General features: G+C 66.9%; 19 protein-coding genes and 1 riboswitch. Of the genes, 7 read left to right on the top strand and 12 right to left on the bottom strand.

Annotation, left to right across the window (positions count from 1 at the left end; translation table 11 throughout):
• Positions 1-316: 316 nt before the first annotated feature.
• Positions 317-1,024 (bottom strand): NUDIX hydrolase, encoded by a 708-nt coding sequence (locus ACQP0C_RS03500; RefSeq protein WP_433730474.1) that lies wholly within the window; start codon positions 1,022-1,024, stop codon positions 317-319.
• A gap of 114 nt (positions 1,025-1,138) precedes the next feature.
• Here ACQP0C_RS03500 and ACQP0C_RS03495 point away from each other — a divergent pair, with 114 nt between their 5' ends.
• From ACQP0C_RS03495 to ACQP0C_RS03485, 3 genes are read left to right on the top strand one after another with little or no spacing between them, the layout of a single operon-like run.
• A complete protein-coding gene (locus tag ACQP0C_RS03495) occupies positions 1,139-2,521 on the top strand; it encodes a hypothetical protein (RefSeq protein WP_433730472.1) in 1,383 nt (460 codons plus the stop codon).
• Positions 2,518-3,498 carry a glutamate ABC transporter substrate-binding protein gene (locus ACQP0C_RS03490; RefSeq protein WP_433730470.1) on the top strand — a complete coding sequence of 327 codons (981 nt, stop codon included), beginning with the start codon at positions 2,518-2,520 and terminating at the stop codon, positions 3,496-3,498. The genes ACQP0C_RS03495 and ACQP0C_RS03490 overlap by 4 nt, the downstream gene beginning before the upstream one ends.
• A gap of 5 nt (positions 3,499-3,503) precedes the next feature.
• Positions 3,504-5,882, top strand: coding sequence for a serine/threonine-protein kinase PknG (locus ACQP0C_RS03485; protein WP_433730468.1), 2,379 nt, complete (start codon positions 3,504-3,506; stop codon positions 5,880-5,882).
• A gap of 285 nt (positions 5,883-6,167) precedes the next feature.
• On the opposite strand, the gene ACQP0C_RS03480 is transcribed toward ACQP0C_RS03485, so the two are convergent.
• Positions 6,168-7,385 (bottom strand): acetate kinase, encoded by a 1,218-nt coding sequence (locus ACQP0C_RS03480; protein ID WP_433730466.1) that lies wholly within the window; start codon positions 7,383-7,385, stop codon positions 6,168-6,170.
• A gap of 150 nt (positions 7,386-7,535) precedes the next feature.
• Complete coding sequence (pta, locus tag ACQP0C_RS03475) at positions 7,536-9,608, bottom strand: phosphate acetyltransferase (RefSeq protein WP_433730464.1); 2,073 nt, start codon at positions 9,606-9,608, stop codon at positions 7,536-7,538.
• Positions 9,609-9,702: 94 nt separating this feature from the next.
• Here pta and ACQP0C_RS03470 point away from each other — a divergent pair, with 94 nt between their 5' ends.
• The gene (locus ACQP0C_RS03470; RefSeq protein ID WP_433730462.1) at positions 9,703-10,206 is read left to right on the top strand and encodes a nitroreductase family deazaflavin-dependent oxidoreductase; all 504 of its coding nucleotides are present in this window, start codon (positions 9,703-9,705) and stop codon (positions 10,204-10,206) included.
• 616 nt (positions 10,207-10,822) lie between these two features.
• Here ACQP0C_RS03470 and fgd read toward each other — a convergent pair.
• Complete coding sequence (fgd, locus tag ACQP0C_RS03465; RefSeq protein WP_433730461.1) at positions 10,823-11,833, bottom strand: glucose-6-phosphate dehydrogenase (coenzyme-F420); 1,011 nt, start codon at positions 11,831-11,833, stop codon at positions 10,823-10,825.
• A 506-nt stretch (positions 11,834-12,339) separates the two neighbouring features.
• Here fgd and ACQP0C_RS03460 point away from each other — a divergent pair.
• Positions 12,340-13,095: an HAD-IIA family hydrolase gene (locus tag ACQP0C_RS03460; protein WP_433734420.1), complete on the top strand. Its 756-nt coding sequence runs from the start codon at positions 12,340-12,342 to the stop codon at positions 13,093-13,095.
• 32 nt (positions 13,096-13,127) lie between these two features.
• Here ACQP0C_RS03460 and ACQP0C_RS03455 read toward each other — a convergent pair whose 3' ends face one another.
• The 6 genes from ACQP0C_RS03455 to ACQP0C_RS03430 form a co-directional block, all read right to left on the bottom strand.
• On the bottom strand, positions 13,128-13,580 hold the full coding sequence (locus tag ACQP0C_RS03455; protein WP_433730459.1) for a MarR family winged helix-turn-helix transcriptional regulator: 453 nt from the start codon (positions 13,578-13,580) through the stop codon (positions 13,128-13,130).
• Positions 13,577-14,209 carry a DJ-1/PfpI family protein gene (locus ACQP0C_RS03450; RefSeq protein ID WP_433730457.1) on the bottom strand — a complete coding sequence of 211 codons (633 nt, stop codon included), beginning with the start codon at positions 14,207-14,209 and terminating at the stop codon, positions 13,577-13,579. Before ACQP0C_RS03450 ends, ACQP0C_RS03455 begins: the two co-directional genes overlap by 4 nt.
• Before the next feature lie 255 nt (positions 14,210-14,464).
• On the bottom strand, positions 14,465-14,911 hold the full coding sequence (locus tag ACQP0C_RS03445; protein WP_433730455.1) for an RpiB/LacA/LacB family sugar-phosphate isomerase: 447 nt from the start codon (positions 14,909-14,911) through the stop codon (positions 14,465-14,467).
• Positions 14,912-15,791: 880 nt separating this feature from the next.
• Complete coding sequence (locus ACQP0C_RS03440; RefSeq protein ID WP_433730453.1) at positions 15,792-17,006, bottom strand: O-succinylhomoserine sulfhydrylase; 1,215 nt, start codon at positions 17,004-17,006, stop codon at positions 15,792-15,794.
• Positions 17,003-17,419 (bottom strand): rhodanese-like domain-containing protein, encoded by a 417-nt coding sequence (locus tag ACQP0C_RS03435; protein WP_433682217.1) that lies wholly within the window; start codon positions 17,417-17,419, stop codon positions 17,003-17,005. Before ACQP0C_RS03435 ends, ACQP0C_RS03440 begins: the two co-directional genes overlap by 4 nt.
• 14 nt (positions 17,420-17,433) lie before the next feature.
• Positions 17,434-17,550, bottom strand: a riboswitch (SAM riboswitch).
• 64 nt (positions 17,551-17,614) lie between these two features.
• Positions 17,615-18,070 carry an Rv0361 family membrane protein gene (locus ACQP0C_RS03430; protein ID WP_433730451.1) on the bottom strand — a complete coding sequence of 152 codons (456 nt, stop codon included), beginning with the start codon at positions 18,068-18,070 and terminating at the stop codon, positions 17,615-17,617.
• Positions 18,071-18,480: 410 nt separating this feature from the next.
• Here ACQP0C_RS03430 and ACQP0C_RS03425 point away from each other — a divergent pair, with 410 nt between their 5' ends.
• Together ACQP0C_RS03425 and ACQP0C_RS03420 are read left to right on the top strand one after the other, a co-directional pair.
• Complete coding sequence (locus ACQP0C_RS03425) at positions 18,481-19,896, top strand: FAD-dependent oxidoreductase (RefSeq protein WP_433730449.1); 1,416 nt, start codon at positions 18,481-18,483, stop codon at positions 19,894-19,896.
• A gap of 124 nt (positions 19,897-20,020) precedes the next feature.
• Positions 20,021-20,893, top strand: a complete 873-nt coding sequence (locus ACQP0C_RS03420; protein ID WP_433730447.1) for an amidohydrolase family protein — start codon at positions 20,021-20,023, stop codon at positions 20,891-20,893.
• 16 nt (positions 20,894-20,909) lie between these two features.
• Here ACQP0C_RS03420 and ACQP0C_RS03415 read toward each other — a convergent pair whose 3' ends face one another.
• Together ACQP0C_RS03415 and ACQP0C_RS03410 are read right to left on the bottom strand one after the other, a co-directional pair.
• Positions 20,910-21,392, bottom strand: a complete 483-nt coding sequence (locus tag ACQP0C_RS03415) for a DUF456 domain-containing protein (RefSeq protein WP_433730445.1) — start codon at positions 21,390-21,392, stop codon at positions 20,910-20,912.
• A gap of 87 nt (positions 21,393-21,479) precedes the next feature.
• Positions 21,480-22,061, bottom strand: a complete 582-nt coding sequence (locus tag ACQP0C_RS03410) for a TetR/AcrR family transcriptional regulator (RefSeq protein WP_433730443.1) — start codon at positions 22,059-22,061, stop codon at positions 21,480-21,482.
• Positions 22,062-22,120 lie beyond the last annotated feature (59 nt).

The raw sequence follows: 22,120 nt of genomic DNA, 5'->3' as shown, positions 1-22,120 counted from the left end.
CTGCTCATCACTCGACACGACCGACTCGCCGACCGCGACCTCGAACCGACACCGCTCACGAACACTCAACGCGCCCGAGACCCGCCAAAAGCCCGATCTCCCAGCCCGGCACTGCTCATCACTCGACACGACCGACTCGCCGACCGCGACCTCGAACCGACACCGCTCACGAACACTCGACGCGACCGAAGCCTGCCGAGCACGCTCTCATCGCGACATCGCTCCGGGCTCGACCGCAGGTCCGTTCTGCGGTGCGCGCGGCTCCGAGGCTGCAGTTATTTCCACGGCGTGTACCCGGAACGCTGCAGCCGATGCCTCAGGACAGCACTTGAATCCGGGTGAGCGACAGGATCGGATCGGCCGGGGCGGTGTCCGGATGCGCGTCGGGCAGCCCGACAGGGGTCGAATGCAGCTCCGGGTCGACAATTCGGGCGAACGTGCCCGGCCCGTCCAGTTCGGCGTGCAGCCAGACGAATCCCTGGTCGGCCAGGTCGACGGTGCGCGGCAGGACGGCCGCGACCGCATTGGCGTCATCGACATATACATCGTCGAGGCAGACGCGCGCCGGAGCCGCACGCAGCGCCGGCCAGGAAGCGGCGAATCCGGGGTGCAGCGGATGGCCGTCGACCTCGTCCTCGGGAACCCAGGCCAGCGCACTGCTCTCCCGGTTGCGACTGGTCGGCAGCGTCATCACGGCATCGGCCACCACGGTGACGTAGGTCCAGCCGCTCAATGCGGTCGCGGTGACCCGCTCGGCGCGCACGCGCACATCGCCGGGACGGATACCCGCTTCCTCCCATGCCTCGCGGACCGCCGCGTGCACCGGGGTCTCGTGGCTGTCGCGGGCGCCGCCGGGCAGCGCCCAAGTGCCGCCCTGATGACTCCACGGCGCACGGTGCTGCAGCAACACCGCCGAACCGCCGCCAGCGAGCGGCGCCCGCAACAGCAGTCCGGCAGCGCCGAAGCGGCCCCAATGCCGCTGTCCGTCCGGACCGCGGGACCAGCCGTCACCGTCACCACGCATCTGGTTACCATCCTCATCCAGCCGTGGCGGATGTATTGCACACGCCACGGCGCCGGTAAGACCACAATAAGCTCGCAGCAGGAGCACACGTGCGCACCAACTGGGGAGGTGGAGATGGCAGCGCTCGAATCGACGACGGCACCACAGCCGACGGCGGTCACCGCGGATACCGCGCCGGAGCGGCTCGACGTGCCGCGAGAGGCCGGGCTGCGCGCCCATCTGGACCTGACCAACCTACGGTCCTTCGCGCTGTCGACGCCCGGTCGGCTCATCGCCATCGGCTTGCTGCTGATCGGTCTATGTCTGGGCGCCGGCATGATGACCGCCGCGACGGTGAGCGATCGTCAGCAGGCATTGGACACCCTGCTCGACGAAACCGAGCCGGACGCGAACTCCTCCCATCACCTCTACACCTCACTGTCCATCGCGGACGCCGCCGCGAGCACGGCGTTCATCTCCGGCGGCCTGGAACCGCAAGCCGTGCGCGACCGCTACAGCCAGGCGCTCGGCGAAGCGTCCGCGGAGCTGGTGACGCAAACAGGCCACGCGGCCGGACAGGCCACCGGCAATGACGATCCGGATACCCGGCTGCGTGCGGGCATAGCCACCGGCCTGCCGGTCTATTCGGGTCTGATCGAGACCGCCCGTGCGAACAATCGCAATGGCTATCCGGTCGGCGCGGCGTATCTGAGCGAGGCGTCGAATCAGATGCAGACCGTCCTGCTGCCGATGGCCGCCCAGCTGCAGAGCCATCGCTCCGATGCGGTCAGCGCGGCCCAGCGCCATCACGTCCAGCCGCCATGGCCCGCGATCGCCATGGTGATCCTGGCGCTCGGCACGCTGGTCTGGGCGCAGTTCGATCTGTCGAAGCGCTGGCACCGCGTGCTCAATCCGGGACTGCTGCTCGCCTCCGCCGCGATGCTGATCCTGTTGGCGTGGACACTGACCGCCGGATCGGTCTCGGCGGCGGAGATGATCGGCGGGCGGGACAATGGAGCGGTGCCCGCCTCCCGATTGACCGAGAGCCGGATCTTGACCCAGCAGGCCCGTTCGGCAGAGACGCTGAAGTTGGTGCGTCGCGATGCCAGCGGCGACTACGACCGGACCTATGAGGCCAGCGTCACCCGGCTCAACGAGCTGCTCGGCGGCTATCCCGATGACGCGCCAGCGGCCGGTGAGATCGCCAATGCCCGCGCGGCACTCGGGCGTTGGCGGGCGGCTCATCAGCGGATGACCGACGCACTGGCGCACGGCGATTTCACCGGGGCGGCGACGGTGGCGACCGGACCCGGTTCGGCCGATGCCGCGGCGCAGGTGGACGCACTGGACCGCGCACTCGGCCAGGGTCTGGACGAGACCCGCGATACCTTGCGCGACAACATCTCCGGCGCGGCGCTCGCGCTGGACTTCCTGGCACCGGGTGCCATGGTGCTCGGCATTCTCGCCGCGGCCTATGTCGGCCTCGGTATCTGGCCACGACTTCGGGAGTACCGGTGAACCGGGCGCGCGGACTGCTCGCCGCGCTCGCCGCGACGGCCCTGCTCGCGGGTTGTACCAGCGGCTCGGACGCGACGATCACCCCGAAGACCGTCAAGTACACCGAGCCACCGCTGCCCGCCCAGGCCGTGACGATACCGACGGATGCACCGGTCGCGCCGGAACGCGATGCACTGTGCGGCGATCCGACCGCCAGCCTGCGGCCCACCGGTGCTGGCGCGAGCGCCCACGGCCCGACCATCGACGCGATCCGAGCCCGCGGTCGCCTGGTGGTCGGATTGGACACCGGCAGTAACCTTTTCAGCTTCCGTGATCCCGTGAGCGGCAGCATTGTCGGCTTCGACGCCGATATCGCCAGGGAGGTCGCCCGCGATCTGTTCGGCAGTCCGGATCAAATCGAATACCGCAGTCTCGGTTCGGCCGAGCGCGAGACCGCGCTGCAGAATCACAGCGTCGACCTGGTCGCCAAGACCATGACGATCAACTGCGACCGGCGCCAGCGGGTCACCTTCTCCACCGTCTATCTGCAGTCGTATCAGCGCGTGCTCGCGGTGAAGAACTCCGGTATCCGCACGCTGGCCGATCTGGCTGGTAAGCGGGTGTGCATCGTCTCGGGCACCACCTCGCTGGACCAAATGCGTCGCAGCCAGCCCGCCGCGACCATCCTCACCGTGCCCACCTGGGCCGACTGTTTGGTCGTCCTGCAGCAGCGCCAAGTCGACGCGGTCAGCACCGATGACGCCGTCCTCGCGGGACTGGCCACACAGGACTCGTCCTACACCGAACTGGTCGGCCCCAGCATCAGCTCCGAGCCCTACGGCATCGGAATTCCCAAGGGCAACGACGACCTCGTCCGCTTCGTCAACGGCACGCTGGAGCGCATCCGCAACGATGGCACCTGGGTCCGGCTGTACCAGCAATACCTCACCACCCTCGGCCCGGTCCCAGCACCACCCGCGGCTACCTATCAGGACTGACGGCGATGGCGCCCCAGCACGATGTCCCTTCCGAGGATTCCCCCGATTCGACCGAGACCGAGCACAAGGAACCCGCCGAGCAGACCCCGGAGTCGGTTGTGCACTACCACGCATCCGCCGAGCCGATCTGGCGCGAACCCAGGTCCAGCGAAACCGGTCGCCGCGACCACGTGGCCGCCGAACTCACCGTCGGCGCTTGGAACCCACCCGCGGAACCGACCTCCGCCGCGACCATCCGCACCTCCGGTCGCAACGTCCGCACCGCGCGCTCCCGGCCGACGACACGCAAACTCGGTGCCGGACTCGTCGAGATCCCAGCGGTCCCGCCCGCCGATCCACGGACCGCGGTACTCGTCGATCCCGTTGTCTCCGAGGGCAGGCGCTACTGTTGGCGCTGCGGCAGCCCGGTCGGCCGCGCTACCGCGATCCGACCGGCGACGACCGCGGGCACCTGCCAAACCTGCGGCGCACCATACGATTTCCGCCCGTCACTGCACGAGGGCGATATCGTGTCGAGCCAGTACGAGATCCAGGGCTGCATCGCGCACGGCGGGCTCGGCTGGGTCTACCTCGCGATCGACCGCAATGTCAGCGATCGCTGGGTGGTCCTGAAGGGTTTGCTGCATGCGGGTGACACCGAGGCACAGGCGGTGGCCGTTGCCGAACGGCAATTCCTCGCCGAGGTGGCGCATCCCAGCATCGTCAAGATCCACAACTTCGTCGAGCACACCGGCCCGGACGGCGAGTCGGTCGGCTACATCGTCATGGAGTACGTCGGCGGTCGCTCACTATGCGACATCCTCGACACCTACCTGCGGCCGGAGCGCATGCCGGTCACCGAGGCCATCGCATATGTGCTGGAGATCCTGCCCGCGCTGGACTACCTGCATTCGATCGGGTTGACCTACAACGACCTCAAACCCGACAACATCATGATCACCGAGGATCAGGTCAAACTCATCGATCTCGGTGCCGTCGCGACCATCGGCGCGTACGGAAATCTGTACGGCACCCGGGGATTCCAGGCACCGGAGATCGCCAGGACCGGACCGACGGTGGCCACCGACACCTTCACCGTCGGGCGGACGCTGGCCGTGCTGACGCTGCGCATGCCGCGGGAGCAGGGGCGCTACCTCGACGGCATTCCGGACCCCGCCGACCAGCCGATACTGCAGCGCTACGAGTTCTTCTACCGCGCACTGCTGTGTGCGACCGATCCGGATCCCGCGCGCCGCTTTCCCTCCGCCCGCGCCATGTCCGCCCAATTGGCCGGAGTGCTGCGCGAGATAATATCCATGGAGACCGGCGCCGAACATCCACAGCTGTCCACAGTTTTCAGTCCACAGCGTGGCAGCTTCGGCACCGAGGAGTTGATCAGCCAGACCGACGCCTATGCCGACGGCATCGCCAGGAGCAAACTGCTGCGCGCGGGTGAAGTGGCCACGGCCCTTCCGGTTCCGCTCATCGATCCCGTCGACGCCACGGTCCCGGTGCTCGCGGCCGCCGCGCAGGCGGAGCCACGGGATGCGCTCGCCGCTTTGCAGGAGGCCAGGGCGCGCGCCGCGGCCGATCACGACATTGCCCCGAACGTAATGGATCTGGAGCTGACCCTGGCGGAGGCCCGGCTGCGCCTCGAACTCGGCGAATCGGCCGTGGTTCGGCGGATGCTGTCGCGGGTGGCCGCCGGCCACGACTGGCGCATCGACTGGTATCTGGGCCAGGCCCAGCTGCTGGAATTGGATTTCGAGCAGGCCTACACCAGTTTCGATGCGGTGCTCGAGGTGCTGCCCGGCGAGATAGCACCCAAGCTCGCCCTCGCCGCCACCGCGGAACTCGTACTGCAGCACTGGGATTCCGAGGATCCGCAGCAGTGGCACGCCTACGCCGAGAAGTTCTACAGCACCGTTTGGCGCACCGACCACGCGGCGGTGAGCGCCGCCTTCGGCCTGGCCAGACAACTCGCGGTGGCAGGCCGCTGCGACGACGCGGTGCGCGCGCTCGATGAGGTACCCGCCGCCTCGCGGCAGTACACCACGGCCCGGATGACCGCCGTATTGCTGCTGCTCACCGCGGTGCCGATCGCCGAGCTCCCCGAATCCACCCTGCACATTTCGGCCTCGCGCATTCTCGACCTGCCGATCGGCGAAGGCCGCGCGACCCAGATGCGGGTGCTCGTCCTCGGCACCGCCCTGGCGTGGCTCCAGGCCGGCAACTCACCGAGAAGCGACGAAGCGACTCTCTTCGGCGCCCCCTTCACCGAGCGCGACCTGCGCGCGGGCATCGAAGCCGGACTGCGTGCCCTCGCCCGCACTGCCCCGGGCCGCAACCACCGCTACGCACTGGTCGACCTGGCCAATTCGATTCGCGCCAAGACCTGGATGTGAAGACCGCGCACAAAATAAAACCCGGCCGGGAGGGAAGGCCGGCCGGGCTCGGATCCAGGTTCGCGGAGCAGTCGGCGTACCGATGAACCCCGGGTTCCGCGTGCGTCCCGCCCGCCCCGGGGGCAGCCGGAGCGGACACATCGAGAGTGGCGAGGGCATCGCGGTCCCGATGACGGCGGATGGTCCGCCCGGTTTCGGTGTCCGGCGCGAACCTGATCCGACACCCATACTGACCGATCGAGTGTGAGGATTTCGTGAGGTTTTCCAGAGCCCGGTCCCGCCGCCTCAGTCAGCGTCCTGAGCTGCGACAACGCGTTGCGCAGCGCGGGCGATCGCCAATTCCTCGTTGGTCGGCACGACCAGTACGGCCACCTCGGCGCCGGGTACGGAGATATGGCGGGCCGTGCGTTCCCCGGCGGTGTTGCGAGCCGGGTCGACCTCGATGCCGAAGCGGGACAGCCCGGCCAGCGCGTCGGCACGGACCTGCGGACTGTTCTCGCCGACTCCGGCGGTGAAGGTGATGGCGTCGACGCCGCCCAGTTCGATCAGGTACGCGCCGAGGTAGCGGCGTAGCCGGTGGATATAGACGTCGTAGGCCAGGCGGGCCGCGGCGTCGCCCGCGTCGATGAGCCGCTGCAGTTCACGGAAGTCGTTCACACCGGACAGGCCCTTGAGTCCGGAGTCGCGGTTGAGCATTTCGTCGATCTGGTCGATATCCATATGCGCCGAGCGGACCAGATGCGCGATGATCCCGGGATCGAGATCCCCGCCCCTGGTACCCATTACCAGCCCCTCCAAGGGCGTGAACCCCATGGTGGTGTCGATCGGGCGGCCGCCGCGAATCGCCGAGGCCGATGCGCCATTGCCGAGATGGAAGACGATCTGATTCAGCTCGGCCGGATCCCGCTCGAGCAGCGCGGCAACCCGGCCGCAGACGTACTCGTGCGAGGTGCCGTGGAATCCGTACTTCCGAATGCCTTGCGCGGCAGCAATTTTCGCGTCGATGGCATAGGTTTTTGCGGCATCGGGCAGGCCGTGGAAGAAGGCGGTATCGAAGACCGCGACCTGCGGCACGCCCGGCAGCAGTGCACGCGCGCTCTCGATACCCGCCACATTCGCCGGATTGTGCAGCGGCGCAAGCGCAGACAGGTCGGATATCGCCGCGACCACGGCATCATCGAGCAGCGTCGGCCGATAGAACACCTCGCCGCCGTGCACCACCCGGTGCCCGACCGCGCGCACACCCGCGGCGGCCAGATCATGACCGGTCTCGGCGAACATATCGAAGACCAGCCGCAGGCCTGCCGTGTGATCGGCGATCGGCCCGCGATGTTCGATGGTCCGGCCATCGACCTTGTGCTCGATCCCGGCATTCTCCTCGCCGATCCGATCGACCATGCCGGATGCGGCGACCACACCCGAGTCCGGATCGAGCAGTTGGTATTTGATCGACGACGAACCGGAATTGATCACCAACACCAGGTCATCGGCACCCTTGGTCATGATGCCTCCTGCATCTCGCGCGTTCCCCGCACGCTGTCGGCAACCACGGCGGCGGCCGCGTTCTTCCGCATCATGCCGCGCGTGTGTCGCGAGCCACTGGTGTGAGATCGGCGGGGTGCCGAGGTGCTCGCATCGAACGACCGCACCGGGTCAGCCCTCCTGCGCCTGGATCGCCGTGATCGCAACGGTATTCACGATATCGGCGACCAGCGCACCACGGGACAGATCATTGACCGGCTTGCGCAGCCCCTGCAGCACCGGGCCGATCGCGATCGCACCGGCACTGCGCTGCACCGCCTTGTAGGTGTTGTTACCGGTGTTGAGGTCGGGAAAGACGAAAACCGTTGCCCGCCCCGCCACCTCGGAGTCGGGAAGTTTGGTGGTCGCGACGGTGGGTTCGATCGCGGCGTCGTACTGGATCGGGCCCTCCACCAGCAGATCCGGTTCGCGCTCGCGCACCAGTTTGGTCGCGACCCGCACCTTGTCCACATCCACGCCACTGCCGGATTCACCGGTCGAATACGACAGCATCGCGACGCGCGGCTCGATGCCGAAGCGGGCCGCGGTGTGCGCCGAGGAGATCGCGATATCGGCAAGCTGCTCCGAGGTCGGGTCGGGGACGACCGCGCAGTCGCCATAGGCGAGCACCCGATCGGCCAGACACATGAGGAAGACGCTGGAGACAGTGGCCACCCCGGGCACCGTCTTGATGATCTCGAAGGATGGCCGGATGGTGTGCGCCGTGGTGTGCGCGGCACCGGACACCATGCCGTCGGCAATGCCCCTGTGGACCATCATGGTGCCGAAATACGAGATATCGGCCATGGTTTCGCGAGCGCGCTCGAGCGTCATGCCCTTGTGCTTGCGCAGTTCGGTGTACTCCGCGGCGAATTCGTCGAGATAGCCCGAGGTGCGCGGATCGAGTACTCGCGCGGCCGAGATATCGACGCCGAGTTCCGCGGCGCGGGCACGCACCGCCGTCTCATCGCCGAGGATCATCAGATCCGCGATCTTGCGCTGCAATACCCGACCGGCCGCGCGCAGGATGCGGTCGTCGTCGCCCTCGGGCAGCACAATGGTCTTGCGATCGGCCCTGGCGCGTTCGATCAGCTGATATTCGAACATCTGCGGTGTCACCACCGAGGTGTCCGGAATCTCTATGTGCTGCAATAACTGCGACGCGTCGACGTGCTGTTCCATCAGCGCCAGCGCGGTATCGACCTTGCGCGGACTGCCCGCCGACATCCGCCCGCGGGTGCGGTAGGCGGCGCTCGCGGTGTCGTAGGTGCCCAGTTCGGTGGTGAGGATCGGCAGCTTCGGTTTGAGGCCGCTCATCAGTCTGGCGATCGCCGGATGCGGCAGCATGCCACCGTTCATGATGATGCCCGATAGCGACGGAAAGCCTTCCGCCTCATGCGCATTCACCACACTGAGCAGTACGTCGGAGCGGTCGGCCGGTGCGATCACCACGACACCGTCGACCAGCCGCTCCAGAATATGTTCGGCGGTCATGCCGCCGACCATGACCTGCAATGCCTCGCGCTGCAGCAATTCCACATCGCCGCTGTACATTTCGCCGCCGATCGCGGTGCACAGCTCGGCCATGGTCGGCGAAATCAGCAGCGGCACCTCTGGCAAGGTCCACGACGGCACATCGAAGCCGCCCAGTGCCGCGCAGACCTCGTCCAAATGCGCCGGATCGCAACGGTTGGCGATAATGGCCACCAGATGCGCATGTTCGAGCGATAGTTCGAACGCGCACAGCTCGGCCAACTGTTTGACCTCGTCCGGTGTGCGGCCCGAACCGCGCACCACCAGCAGCACGGGCGCGCCGAGGTTCACCGCGATGCGGGCATTGAAGCGCAGTTCGCTGGGGCTGGCCACGTCGGTGTAGTCGCTGCCGACGATCACTACCGCGTCACACAACTTCGCGACGTCATGGAAGCGCATGACGATCTCGCTGATCGCGGCATCCGGATCCGCGTGCACCTGCTCATAGGTGACCCCGATGGCCTGTGTGTAGTCGATATCGGCGGTGCTGTGCTCGAGCAGCAGTTCCAGGATGTAGTCCGGTTCGGTGGTCGAGCGGGTGATCGGCCGGAAGACGCCGACCCGGGCGGTGCTCGCACAGAGCATCTGGAGCATTCCGAGCGCCACCGTCGATTTTCCGGTGTCACCCTCCGGAGATGCGATGTACACAGCGGATGGAGCGGATTCGGCCATATCCGAGAGCTTAGTGAACCCGCGGCTACCTCGATGGTCGAGCGAGATCGCGATCACGAATGCTGTTCGCGCCGTGCCCGGATATAGTCCGGGCATGGCTGAGCCGTTCCCGAACCGCCAATGGGGTTCGAACACCAATCTTCTCGCCCGCGCCGCCACCAAGTTCGCTGCCACCAAGCCCGGTTCGTGGGTCATCCGGCAGATCACGCCGCTGGATCGGGCCGTGCTCGAGCGCACCGACGCCAAGTACACGGTCCTCGGCCCGATCGGCGCACCGGTCATCCTGCTGACCACCATCGGCCGCAAATCCGGCCAGCCGCGCACGCAACCGCTGCTCTATGTGCACGACGGCGACACGCTGTACGTGATCGGCAGCAACTTCGGCCAGGAAAAACATCCGGCGTGGTCGGCCAATCTACTGGCGAATCCGAAGGCCACCGTCGCCATTGCGGGTCAGCGCCTTCCGGTCCGGGCCGACCTGGTCGAGACCGGCAAAGACGCCATATTCGCCCGCTTTGTCGAGGTCACCGGCGCATACGACGCCTACCGCTCCCGCACCACCCGCGACCTACGCATCTTCGCCCTCACCCGGACCTAGCCCCGGCCCGCACCCTCTACACCCGCACAAGCCCGGGAGCGAGCGCGAAGGCTGAGAAAGAGCGCGGGTCGCACGACCTGCACTATCCAGTGCGGTGAGCACACCAGCTCAAAAAGTCACACATTCTCGGCACGCCCAATCGACCGGATGGCACACGGCCACACCCTGTGTACCCCCGCACAGGTGTTAGAGCGATCGCGAAGGCCGACAGCGGGTACGGGAATCCCGCGACCTGCGCGCTATCCAGCGGGGTATGCACGGCAGCCCAGGGAGCCACACGTTCTCGGCGCGGCCAATCGACCGGATGGCACACGACCGCACCCTGTGCACCCCCGCACAGGCGTTAGAGCGATCGCGAAGGCCGACAGCGGGTACGGGAATCCCGCGACCTGCGCGCTATCCAGCGGGGTATGCACGGCAGCCCAGGGAGCCACACATTTTCGGCGCGGCCAATCGACCGGGCCGAAAGACAGCCGCACCCTATCCACCTCGCACAGGTTTCAGAGCGATCGCGAAGGCCGACAGCCGGTACGGGATCGCCGCAATTTGCGCTGCGGGGGTCGGGCGGCGCGCGTTCTCGGCGCGCCCATGGAAGCGGGCGCGCCGAGGCGGCGGCTCAGCCCAGTGCGCGCAGGCGCGGGGCCAGGTCGCGCTGGAAGAGGTCCAGGAAGCGGCGCTGGTCGTGGCCGGGGGCGTGGAAGACCAGATGGTTGAGGCCCGCGTCGAGGTAGGGCTTGATCTGCTCGACGGCCTGGTCCGGATCGCTGGCGACGATCCAGCGCTTGGCGATCTGCTCGATCGGGAGGGCGTCGGCGGCGGCCTCCATTTCGATCGGGTCGGTAATGGAGTGCTTCTGTTCGGCGGTGAGCGACAGCGGTGCCCAGAAGCGGGTGTTCTCCAGTGCCAGTTCGGGATCGGTGTCGTAGGAGATCTTGATCTCGATCATCCGGTCGATCTGCTCGACGGTGCGACCGACCTTGGCCGCGCCCTCGGCGACGGCGGGCATCAACTTCTCGGTGTAGAGGTCCATACCCTTGCCGGAGGTGCAGATGAAACCATCACCCGCGCGTCCCGCATAGCGTGCGACCAGCGGTCCGCCCGCCGCGATGTAGATCGGGATGCCGCCCTTGGGCACGTCGTAGATCGAGGCGCCGACGGTCTTGTAGTACTCGCCGTCGAAGTCGGTGCGCTCGCCGGTCCACAGTGCGCGCATGAGATCGACCGATTCGCGCAGCCGAGCGAAACGCTCCTTGAACTCGGGCCATTCGCCGGTGTAGCCGGTGGCGATCTCGTTGAGCGCCTCACCGCTGCCGACACCGAGCATGATGCGGTCCGGATACAGACAGCCCATGGTGGCGAAGGCCTGCGCGATGACGGCGGGGTTGTAGCGGAAGGTCGGGGTGAGCACCGAGCTGCCGAGTTGGATGCGCTTGGTGCGCTCACCGACCGCGGCCATCCAGGCCAGCGAGAACGGTGCGTGCCCGCCCTTGTGCCGCCACGGCTGGAAATGGTCGCTGACCGTCGCGCTGTCGAGGCCGTGCTCCTCGGCCAGCACCGCGATTTCCACCAGTTCCCGCGGCCCGAACTGCTCCGCCGACGCCTTGTATCCGAGCTTGAGATCACCCATATGCGCCACTCCTGTCGCTTCGCTCAACGGGTGGTACGGGAGGTTCCGCACACCGTCGGCCGCATGCGTCCCGCGACCGCATCCCGGTACAACCGCAAGGGCGACACGGGAGTTCCCGCATCTCGATCGACCTACCTGGGCGCTGCGCGATCGGTTCTCACACGGCCTCCCTCGACCATAGTCAGCGCGGCTCGATCGGTGTGCAGGGTCACACCAACTCGACTGCGGGCCCGCATCAAGAGCGGCAAGTCACGCAACCTATGGACAGTGATTCGCTCTCGCATAGCGAATAGGCATCGCGCACAACCCACACCGTGTGCGGGATGCCAAGTGGCTGTGCGGCAGCAGACTCGCACGCTCGAGTGCGCACCGCGCTGGTGGGGTGGACGCGGTGGTTGGTGTGGGGATGGTCGCATCGGCTTGGTAGTCGCGCGGTGGGCTGGCCGGTAGCCGACAATTGACTCGTGACTACAGCGGCTGAACCGATCCTGTCCTACCTCACCGATATGGATGGCGTACTGGTGCACGAGGACCATCTGGTGCCGGGTGCCGATAAGTTCCTCGCGGAGCTGCGGGCCAATGAGATCCCGTTCCTGGTGCTCACCAATAACTCCATCCGCACTCCGCGCGATCTGCAGGCCCGCCTGCGCCACACCGGGCTCGATATCCCGGAGGAGGCGATCTGGACCTCGGCGCTGGCCACCGCGACCTTCCTGAACGACCAGCGCCCCAACGGAACCGCCTATGTCGTCGGCGAATCCGGACTCACCACCGCACTGCACGAAATCGGTTATGTGCTGACCGATAGCGACCCCGACTACGTGGTGCTCGGCGAGACCCGCACCTACTCCTTCGAGGCGATCACCACCGCGATCCGCCTGGTCGAGCGCGGCGCGCGGTTCATCGCCACCAATCCGGACGCGACCGGCCCGTCCCGCGACGGCCTGCTGCCGGCGACCGGTTCGGTCGCCGCGCTGATCACCCGCGCGACCGGCAAGGAGCCGTATTACGTCGGCAAGCCGAACCCGCTGATGATGCGCTCGGCACTGCGCCGGATCGGCGCCCACTCCCAGTCGACCGTCATGATCGGCGACCGCATGGATACCGATATCGTCTCCGGCCTCGAGGCGGGCATGCGAACCGTCCTGGTCACCACCGGCATCTCCACCCGCGCATCGATCGAGCAATTCCCCTACCGCCCGACCCTGGTCGTCGATTCGGTCGCCGACCTGGTCGGCCGCACCGACAAGCCCTTCGACTGATCCGGGCGGCGGCGCAGAGCCGCGACTGGAGTTCAGGTTTCGTCGGTGATGGCGTCCAGGGCGGCGGAAAGTCGGGTCATGACCTGGACGGTCAGGGTGAACTGGTCGGGGCCGAGTTCGTCGGCGAGGCGTGCGGCGAGGATCGCGTGCTGCGGGTTGATGCGTTTGATCGCATCGCGACCGGCCTCGGTGACCGCGACGAGCTTCGCGCGCCGGTGCGCCGGATTGGGCCGATATTCGGCAAGTCCCTTGTCCACCAATAGGTCCGCGATGCGCTGCACACTCTGGCGGGTGATGCCCATCGCGCGGGCGATCCCGGCGACCGGCAGCGGTCCGCGCAGCACCGCGCCGAGCACCTGCCACCAGGCGGCGGTCAGCCCCGCCGGACCGGCCAATTCCTCTGCGATGGTGAGGAATTGACCGTTCAGCCGGAACGAGGTGATCGCCGCGGTGCTGAACAACTCTTGTTCGGGCGTATCGCTCATGTCTGCGACGATGCCATCTCGTATTCGGCGAGTTCGGCGTAGCCCGTCGGATCGCTGTGCCCGTACAGCCGGTACCAGGCATCGAGGATGCGCGGCTCGTAGACGCCGAGCAGGTCGAGCACCTCGCGGGCGAATTCGAAGGGCGCCATCGCACTGGCCGTGATCACGTTATCGCCGGTCACGGCGGGTTCGGCGACGTAATGCGCGGTACCCGAATATCCGCTGTACCGAAGGACTTCCACCGCATTGCTGGTGTGCGCCCGGTCATCGAGCAGGCCCTCCTTGGCCAAGGCGAAGGTGGAGCCGCAGATCGCCGCGACGGGTACTCCCGCGTCGACGAACTCCCGCGCCTTGTGCGCGAAGGGCGCCAGTTCGTCGCCGGTCATCCACAGATCGGCCCCCGGCAGGATCAGCATCGCACTATCGGTGGGAGCGAGATCGGCGAGCGCCATATCCGGCACGATGCGTACTCCCGCCATTGTGGTGATCGGATCCAGCGTCGGCCCAACGGTCCGTACCCGGAACGTCCCCGGCGCGATCTGCCAGCGCGGATTGTTGATATGCGCGGTCGCGGCACCGACCTCCCAGTCGGCGAGCGTGTTGTAGACGGCCTGGTGGACTGTTCTCATTGCCATGACAGTATGCTGCCATATTTGACAGCATACTGTCAAACATGGCACGGCATCAGCCGACCTCGAGCTAAGTCGCCGAGGGCGAACCGATGATCGAGCTGGTTACTGAGTGGATCGAGACAGTGGTCGTCGCGGCACCGGGGATCGGTTCGCCTGGAACTCGACGTGATGGCCGAACGACCGCACGGCTGCAATGCGGATCTCGGGCGGCCGGCCGATCGTTGGTGCGACGGTGCAGGCGGCCAGGACCGATCAGTGACCGCGTTCGATCTTCGACAGATGAGCGATGTTGGCGCGGTCATCCGGATCTGTACTCGGCTCGCCGCCGAACCAGGCGTCCAGAATCTCCGTCAGCACCGCACTGGAGGTCGAACGCAGGCTCAGCGCAAGCACATTCGCGTCATTCCACTTCCGCGCACCGGCCGCCGTCACGGCGTCACCGCACAGCGCGGCCCGGATCCCCGCGACCTTATTGGCGGCGATCGACGCACCCGTCCCGGTCCAACAGCACACGATCGCCTGCTCGGCCCGCCCCTCGATCACATCGCGCGCCGCCGCTGCACTGGCCCAGGCCCAATCGTCCCGCTCGGTATCCGATAACGCCCCGTGCACCAGGGTCTCGAACCCCCGCCTCTCCAGATCCACAACGAGCTGCTCGGCCACACCCACCCGCTCGTCCGCCGCAACCGAAATTCGCATACCCCAAGCGTAATGAGGCAGACCTCCACATAACGACGTAAAGCCCGGCGACCGGCCGACATCCTCAGACCGCGCGCTCATCGCCGACAGCCACACTTTCGGCACAACCCCCGACGCAGGCCCGGCAGCGCAACAAGCCGACAGCCATTCACCCGCAGGAACGAGACCTGGGCCCGCTCATCGCCAACAGCCACAGCTTCAGCAAACACTCCACCCTGGCCCGACGACACAACGAACCAACAGCCATCCATCCGCACGAACCGGCAAAACACCCCCGCTTGCCCGGCCGCGCAACGAGCCAACAGCCATGCATCCACAGAACCGGCAAAACACCCTCGCTTGCCCGGCCGCGCAACGAGCCAACAGCCATGCATCCACAGAACCGGCAAAACACCCTCGCTCGCCCGGCCGCGCAACGAGCCAACAGCCATGCATCCACAGAACCGGCAAAACACCCTCGCTCGCCCGGCGGCACAGCGCGCCAACAGCCATGCATCCACACGACCGAGACCCGGCCCCGCTCCTCGCCAAGTGTCACACCGTCGGCAAAGCACCCCACCCCGGCCCGACGACACAACGAACCAACAGCCATCCACCCGCACAAACCGGCAAAACACCCCCACTTGCCCGGCGGCGCAACGAGCCAACAGCCATGCGTCCACACGAACCGGCAAAACACCCTCGCTCGCCCGGCGGCACAGCGCGCCAACAGCCATGCATCCACACGAACGAGACCCCGGCCCGCTCATCGCCAACAGCCACACCTTCGGCAAAACACCCTGGCCCGGCAGCGCAACGAACCGACAGCCAGTCACCGGCGCGGTTGCGGCCGAACGCGACGCGGACGCACGATGCCACCGCGTCGCGTTCGTCGGACGTGCTAGCTCAGCGCGTGGTCCAAATCGCCGAGCAGATCCTCGACATCCTCCAGCCCCACCGAGATGCGCACGACGCCGTCGGACAGGCCGATGGTGGCGCGGCCCTCGGGGCCCATGGCGCGGTGGGTGGTGGTGGCGGGGTGGGTGATCAGGGTCTTGGAGTCACCGAGGTTGTTGGAGATATCGATGATGCGCAACCGGTTGAGCACCTCGAAGGCCTGCTTCTTCGCCTCGTGTTCCAGCGCGTTCAGCTCGAAGGTGACCACCGTGCCGCCGCCGCTCATCTGACTGGTCGCCAGCTCGTGTTGCGGATGCGACTCCAGATACGGATACCGCACCCACGAGACGGACTTATTGCCCTCCAGGAAGCGCGCGATACGCAGCGCGGATTCGGTCGAATGCCGCACCCGCAGCGGCATGGTCTCCAAACCCTTGAGCAGGGTCCACGCATTGAACGGGCTCAGCGCCGGACCGGTGTGGCGCATAAGGGTTTTCACCGGACCGTCGATGTAATCCTGCGGGCCGAGGATCGCGCCGCCGAGCACCCGGCCCTGACCGTCGATGTGCTTGGTGCCGGAATACACCAGCACATCCGCGCCGAGCTCGAAACCGCGTTGCAGCAGCGGGGTGGCAAAGACGTTGTCCAGCACCACCTTCGCACCCGCGGCATGGGCGAGTTCGCTCACCCGGCGCACATCGACCAACGTCTGCATCGGGTTGGCCGGCGTCTCGAAGAACACGGCCTGGGTCGGCACCGACAGCGCCTGCTCCCACTGGTCCAGATCATCGCCGTCGACGAAGACGGTCTCCACACCCCAGCGCGGCAGGATCTCGTTGCACACCACGAAGCATGAGCCGAAGAGGCTGCGCGCGGCCACGAGTCGATCGCCCGCACCCAGCAGCGCGCCGAGCGCGGTGAATACCGCCGACATACCGCTCGCGGTCGCGAAACAGGCCTCGGCGCCGTCGATCAGGCGCAGTCGCTCCTCGAACATGGCCACCGTCGGGTTGCCGTAGCGGGAGTAGACGAAATGTTCGATATCGCCGGTGAACGCGGCCTCGGCCGCCTCGGCGCTCTCATAGACGAAACCGGAGGACAGATACAGCGCCTCGGCGGTCTCCTCGAATCCGGAGCGGCGCAGGCCGCCGCGGACGCCGAGTGTCGCCGGGCCGACCCCCTCGGGCAGCGGTTTGTCGAACGCACCACCGGTGATCATGACTGCCGCCACGGCAGACCGAGTGCGCGCCAGCCGGAGCCGCCGCGGTGACCGAACTCGTCGATCGGGCCCTCGAAGCCCTCGAGCACGTTGTACGACGGTTCGATCCCGACACCCGTCGCGGCGACCGCGGCGCCGATGGAACGCTGCCCGGAGCGACACAGGAAGACGACGGGCGCCGCCGGGTCGCGACCCTCCAGCGCCGAGGTCAGCTGTGCGACGAACTCACCGTTGCGGGCGCCACTGCTGTCGACCCATTCGATCAGCACCGTCGGCCGATCGATCGAACTCGTATCGGGGACGCCGACGAAGCGCCATTCGGCCTCGGTCCGCACATCGACCAAAACGGCCTCGGGATTGTCGCGCAACAACTCCCACGCCTGCTGTGGGGTGATGTCACCGGCATATGTCATGCGATCCTCCTGTGAATCCACGCTTGCCGCACCTGGGTTTCGGTGCGCGGCCAGGTCGTCACCCGGAGCACCCCACCGCGGAGGAGGGTTGCCGACCAGCCAGCCGGGGCTTGACGCTGGTTCTCATGACCTGCGTCCGAGATTGCCTGGGCAGGGGCCGCCGTGTCAAACCCAGGTCAGCGCTGCGCCGGGTAATCAGTTGCAGACGATCCAGCGGTCGCCGGAGCGAACCAAATTCCACGTCGCCGCCGTCTCCCGGCCGTCGACCGCGATGGTGACGTTCGCCTTCGCCTTATCGCCGTCGACCATGGCGTTGTCAATGTTGGTGACCTTGATCGACTTTCCGGCCGCGGCGCCACCGAACTGGGCGGCCAGCGGCGACCTGCTCTCGTCGAATCCCTGGCAGGCCACCGCGGGCGGCGGCGTGCTGTCGGTGGTGCCCCTGGCCTCCGCATAGCGATGCACCGCGGCCGCGATCTTGTCCGAATCTGTGACATTTTTCTCAGCGGGCGAGAGCACGGCGCCCAGCACGATGGCGACCAGGACGACGGCCGCGAATACCGCCGCCGCGATGAACGGCGCCATCGTGCGGCGATCGGTCTGGTCGACCTCGATCACCGGTTCCTCATCGGTGCCCTGCTGCTCTGTCATGGGTCGATCATCCCTGGTGGGCAGCGGTATCCGACAGGCGCCCCCGGACCAGGGCCAGACCTCGCACGGCGGCGGCGCGGCAATGATTCGATAGCCACCGCGACAGTGGGTACTCCGATAAGTGAGCCCGGGTGGCAACCATCCGGTTCACGCACCGCCCGCAGGGTGCGCCATGCGCCACCGATAGAATCGCGAGACTGCGGCCTGCTGTCATAGCCATATGCCAGCTCACCGACGTAGCGACTGTGCAGCCGCGAGCCGCCTGTCCGCATCGTCAGGTGCAACCAAAGAGGGTGCGCCAAGTTAGCCTAAGCTAAGACTGACGCCATTAATTGTTTCGACCATAAGGGTGCGCGTAAGAGATGACCGAACACAGTGCAGAGTCGACTAGCGGTGCGCACGGGCCCTCCGTGGTTACGCAGGCTGCCGCCTCCGGGCCTGACGCGCACACCGCCGGGACTCGCCCGCTTCGCATCGCGATCGTGGGCGCGGGACCGGCCGGTATCTACGCCGCCGACGCGTTGATGAAGTCCGATGCCGAAGTCAGCATCGACCTCTACGAGCGCATGCCCGCGCCGTTCGGTCTGATCCGCTACGGTGTCGCGCCCGACCATCCGCGCATCAAGGGCATCATCACCGCCCTGCACAAGGTGCTCGACAAGCCGCAGGTCCGCCTGCTCGGCAATATCGACTACGGCACCGATATCACCCTCGACGATCTGCGCACGTTCTATGACGCGGTGATCTTCTCCACCGGCGCCAACGCCGACCGCGCACTCGACATCCCCGGCATCGGTCTGGACGGCAGCTACGGCGCCGCGGACTTCGTGTCCTGGTACGACGGACATCCCGATGTGCCGCGCACCTGGCCGCTCGAGGCCGAAAAGGTCGCCGTCCTCGGCGTCGGCAATGTCGCACTCGACGTCGCGCGCGTGCTCGCCAAGACCGGCGACGAACTGCTACCGACCGAAATCCCACCCAACGTCTACAACGGCCTCAAGGCGAACAAGGCCCTCGAGGTGCACGTCTTCGGCCGCCGCGGTCCCGCCCAAGCCAAGTTCACCCCGCTGGAACTGCGCGAACTCGACCACTCCCCGACCATCGAGGTCATCGTCGATCCCGAAGACATCGACTACGACGAGGGCTCCGAAGCCGCGCGTCGACACTCCAAGCAGGTCGACATGATCGCCAACACCCTCGAGCAGTGGGCCATCCGCGATGTCGGCAACCGCCCACACAAGCTGTTCCTGCACTTCTTCGAATCCCCCGCCGAGATCATCGGTGAGGACGGCAAGGTCGTCGGCCTGCGCACCGAGCGCACCCAGCTCGACGGCACCGGCAACGTCAAGGGCACCGGCGTCTTCAACGACTGGGACGTGCAGGCCATCTACCGCGCGGTCGGCTACCTGTCGCAGAACCTCACCAACCTGCCCTTCGACGATCAGGCCGGTGTGGTCCCCAACGAGGCCGGACGCGTCCTCGCCGACGAGGACGCCGACGGCGCCCAGCGCTACCTGCCCGCCACCTACGTCACCGGCTGGATCAAGCGCGGACCCGTCGGGCTCATCGGCCACACCAAGGGCGACGCCAACGAGACCGTGGCCTGCCTGCTCGACGACAGCGTGAACTTCACCCCCGCCGAGAAACCGCAACTGGACGCCGTCACCGAATTCCTCGAGAGCAAGGGCATCCCGTTCACCACCTGGCAGGGCTGGTACCGCCTCGACGCCCACGAACGCGCCCTCGGCGAGCCGGAGGGCCGCGAGCGCGTCAAGGTCGTCGAGCGCGAGGACATGCTGCGCGCCAGCGAACCGCACAAGGTCTAGTGCCGGTGTCACAGGGGGTGAGCGTCACCTCCTGTGGCACTCGACAATCCGACACGGCCGCGGCAGCGAAAGATCTGTCGGGTCTGCGGCAGCGGAAAATCCTTCACTGAGGCATTCTGTACAAGTGTTCGATGCCCATCTCCACATCTTCGACCCGCGGTTCCCGCTGGCCGAGAACGAGGGCTACCTGCCCGACCCGTTCACCATCGCCGATTACCGAAAGCGTATGTCGCGCTTCGACATCGGCGGCGGCGCCGTGGTCAGCGGATCCTTCCAAGGCAGCGATCAGACCTACCTGAAGGCGGCGCTCGCGGAACTGGGCGAGGGCTGGGTCGGCGTCACCGCATTGGACCCCGATGCCACCGACGCCGAGATCATCGAACTCGACCGCATCGGTGTGCGGGCACTGCGGTTCAACGTCAAGCGCGCGGCCGCCGATATCACCGCGATGACCCTGCTGGCGCTGCGGGCGCACGAGCTGGTCGGCTGGCATGTCGAGGTCTATATCGACGGCACCATGCTCACCTCACTGCAACCGGTGATCTCGAAACTGCCGGTGTTCTCCATCGACCACCTCGGCATGTCCGAGGAGGGCCTGCCCTACCTGCTCGATCTGGTCGATGGCGGCGCGCGGGTGAAGGCGACCGGCTTCGGGCGGGTGCACATGAATGTGGCCGATACGCTGCGCCGCATCCACGCGGTCAATCCCGAGGCGCTCATGTTCGGTACGGATCTGCCCGGCACCAGGGCGGGACGGCCCTTCGACGATTCCGACGTCGATCTGATCTGCGATGTGGTCGGCACCGATATGTTCAAGGTGCTCGAGGACAACGCACGGGCGTTCTATCGACTACCCGCCCGCGTACGCGATACTCCGTCCGATCCGGCGCCCACCCTGCCGATCCTGCGCACCGAACAGCCGACCCTGCCGCTGCGCCGCGATGAGATCCCGAAACTCGAAGCGGCGGATACGATTCCATTCCCCGCCATCGAGTGAGCACGACCCGGCCGACTCAGGTCACGATGGCACCGATGACCCACACCCCGGTCGCCAGCAGCGCGCCGAAGAGTTCGATGAGCATCGACAGGCCGACGCCCTCGAGGGCGTGAACCGTTGCCTGCCAGGCGGGTTGGTTTTCGCGGAGGCGGTGGAGTTCCGAAAGGTACACGCCCAGAACGAATCCGATGAACAACCCGACCACCGGGATGATGAAGAAGCCCACGATGCCCAGTACCGCGCCCACGACCAGCGCCCGATTGGAAACCCCCGCCTCCTTCATCTTCCGCCCCGGCCATGTGTACTTGATGATCCCGGAGAGCACCAGAAACGCGGTACTGATACCGAATACGACCCAAGCCGTCGCCCCACCGGTCACCACCGCCCAGACCACAATGGCCCCGAAGATCACTATGACCCCGGGCAGTATCGGAACGATGACCCCGACCACTCCGACCAGAATTACCAGGCCGACCACGACCTCACCCCAAGCTGACACTCCCGGTCCCTCCACTCTCCACGCCCAGTCACGCTGCCTGGATTCTCACCCACCCATCCCTTCCACGCACACGGAAGGTCTCGGCTGCTATTTGGGGGCTACGCCGGAGAGGAGGGTGGTGATGAGGCGGGTGGCTAGGATGTCGGGGTTGGTGGTGCCGTCCAGGGCGGGGGTGCCGTGGACGGTTTCGGTGATCAAGGCCAGGTAGACGCGGCGGACCCAGAGTAGGTCGGCGTCGGGGGCGATGAGGCCGTCGGATTGGGCGTGGGCCAGGGCGGCATCGCATTTCGCGAGGACGCGGGCCTGTAGGTCGGCTACCTCGGGGTCGGTTTCGTCGGCTCGGTCCAGTGCGTATGCGGCGCCGTATTTGATCTCGATGACATTGGCGGTGGCCTGGTGTAGGGCGACCATCGGGGGTGCGGTCTCGGGGCGGGCCGCGTCTACGGCGGCGTCGATGCGGCGCCACGCGTTGACCGCCATGGTGCGCAGCAGCTCTTCGCGGCTGGCGAAGCGGCGGTGCACGGTGGTTCGGGCGACTCCGGCGGCTTCGGCGATCTGTTCCAGCGTCGCATTGGGGTTTTCGCTCAGCACTCGCTCCGCGGCGTCGAGGATGGCGCGCACGGTGCGTTCGGCGTCGGCGCGCAGCGGGCGCGCGGATGTGGGCGGCATGGGCTCCTCTTCGCTGAGATCTTCTGGACATAGTACAGCTGACGAGCAGTTTCTCGATT

The organism is Nocardia sp. CA-129566, assembly GCF_050956075.1.
Classification (GTDB): domain Bacteria; phylum Actinomycetota; class Actinomycetes; order Mycobacteriales; family Mycobacteriaceae; genus Nocardia.
The sequence above is the reverse complement of the archived record's forward strand: the minus strand, read 5'-3'. Positions and strand labels throughout refer to the sequence as shown.

What these genes read in the sequence shown, in the direction of transcription:
- ACQP0C_RS03445 (WP_433730455.1), bottom strand. Translation starts at nt 14,911, where the DNA reads ATGCGAATTTCGGTTGCGGCGGACGAGCGGGTGGGTGTGGCCGAGCAG.
- ACQP0C_RS03450 (WP_433730457.1), bottom strand. Translation starts at nt 14,209, where the DNA reads ATGAGAACAGTCCACCAGGCCGTCTACAACACGCTCGCCGACTGGGAG.
- ACQP0C_RS03455 (WP_433730459.1), bottom strand. Translation starts at nt 13,580, where the DNA reads ATGAGCGATACGCCCGAACAAGAGTTGTTCAGCACCGCGGCGATCACC.
- ACQP0C_RS03495 (WP_433730472.1), top strand. Translation starts at nt 1,139, where the DNA reads ATGGCAGCGCTCGAATCGACGACGGCACCACAGCCGACGGCGGTCACC.
- ACQP0C_RS03470 (WP_433730462.1), top strand. Translation starts at nt 9,703, where the DNA reads ATGGCTGAGCCGTTCCCGAACCGCCAATGGGGTTCGAACACCAATCTT.
- ACQP0C_RS03410 (WP_433730443.1), bottom strand. Translation starts at nt 22,061, where the DNA reads ATGCCGCCCACATCCGCGCGCCCGCTGCGCGCCGACGCCGAACGCACC.
- ACQP0C_RS03460 (WP_433734420.1), top strand. Translation starts at nt 12,340, where the DNA reads ATGGATGGCGTACTGGTGCACGAGGACCATCTGGTGCCGGGTGCCGAT.
- fgd (WP_433730461.1), bottom strand. Translation starts at nt 11,833, where the DNA reads ATGGGTGATCTCAAGCTCGGATACAAGGCGTCGGCGGAGCAGTTCGGG.
- ACQP0C_RS03500 (WP_433730474.1), bottom strand. Translation starts at nt 1,024, where the DNA reads ATGCGTGGTGACGGTGACGGCTGGTCCCGCGGTCCGGACGGACAGCGG.
- ACQP0C_RS03435 (WP_433682217.1), bottom strand. Translation starts at nt 17,419, where the DNA reads ATGACATATGCCGGTGACATCACCCCACAGCAGGCGTGGGAGTTGTTG.
- ACQP0C_RS03440 (WP_433730453.1), bottom strand. Translation starts at nt 17,006, where the DNA reads ATGATCACCGGTGGTGCGTTCGACAAACCGCTGCCCGAGGGGGTCGGC.
- ACQP0C_RS03430 (WP_433730451.1), bottom strand. Translation starts at nt 18,070, where the DNA reads ATGACAGAGCAGCAGGGCACCGATGAGGAACCGGTGATCGAGGTCGAC.
- pta (WP_433730464.1), bottom strand. Translation starts at nt 9,608, where the DNA reads ATGGCCGAATCCGCTCCATCCGCTGTGTACATCGCATCTCCGGAGGGT.
- ACQP0C_RS03485 (WP_433730468.1), top strand. Translation starts at nt 3,504, where the DNA reads ATGGCGCCCCAGCACGATGTCCCTTCCGAGGATTCCCCCGATTCGACC.
- ACQP0C_RS03480 (WP_433730466.1), bottom strand. Translation starts at nt 7,385, where the DNA reads ATGACCAAGGGTGCCGATGACCTGGTGTTGGTGATCAATTCCGGTTCG.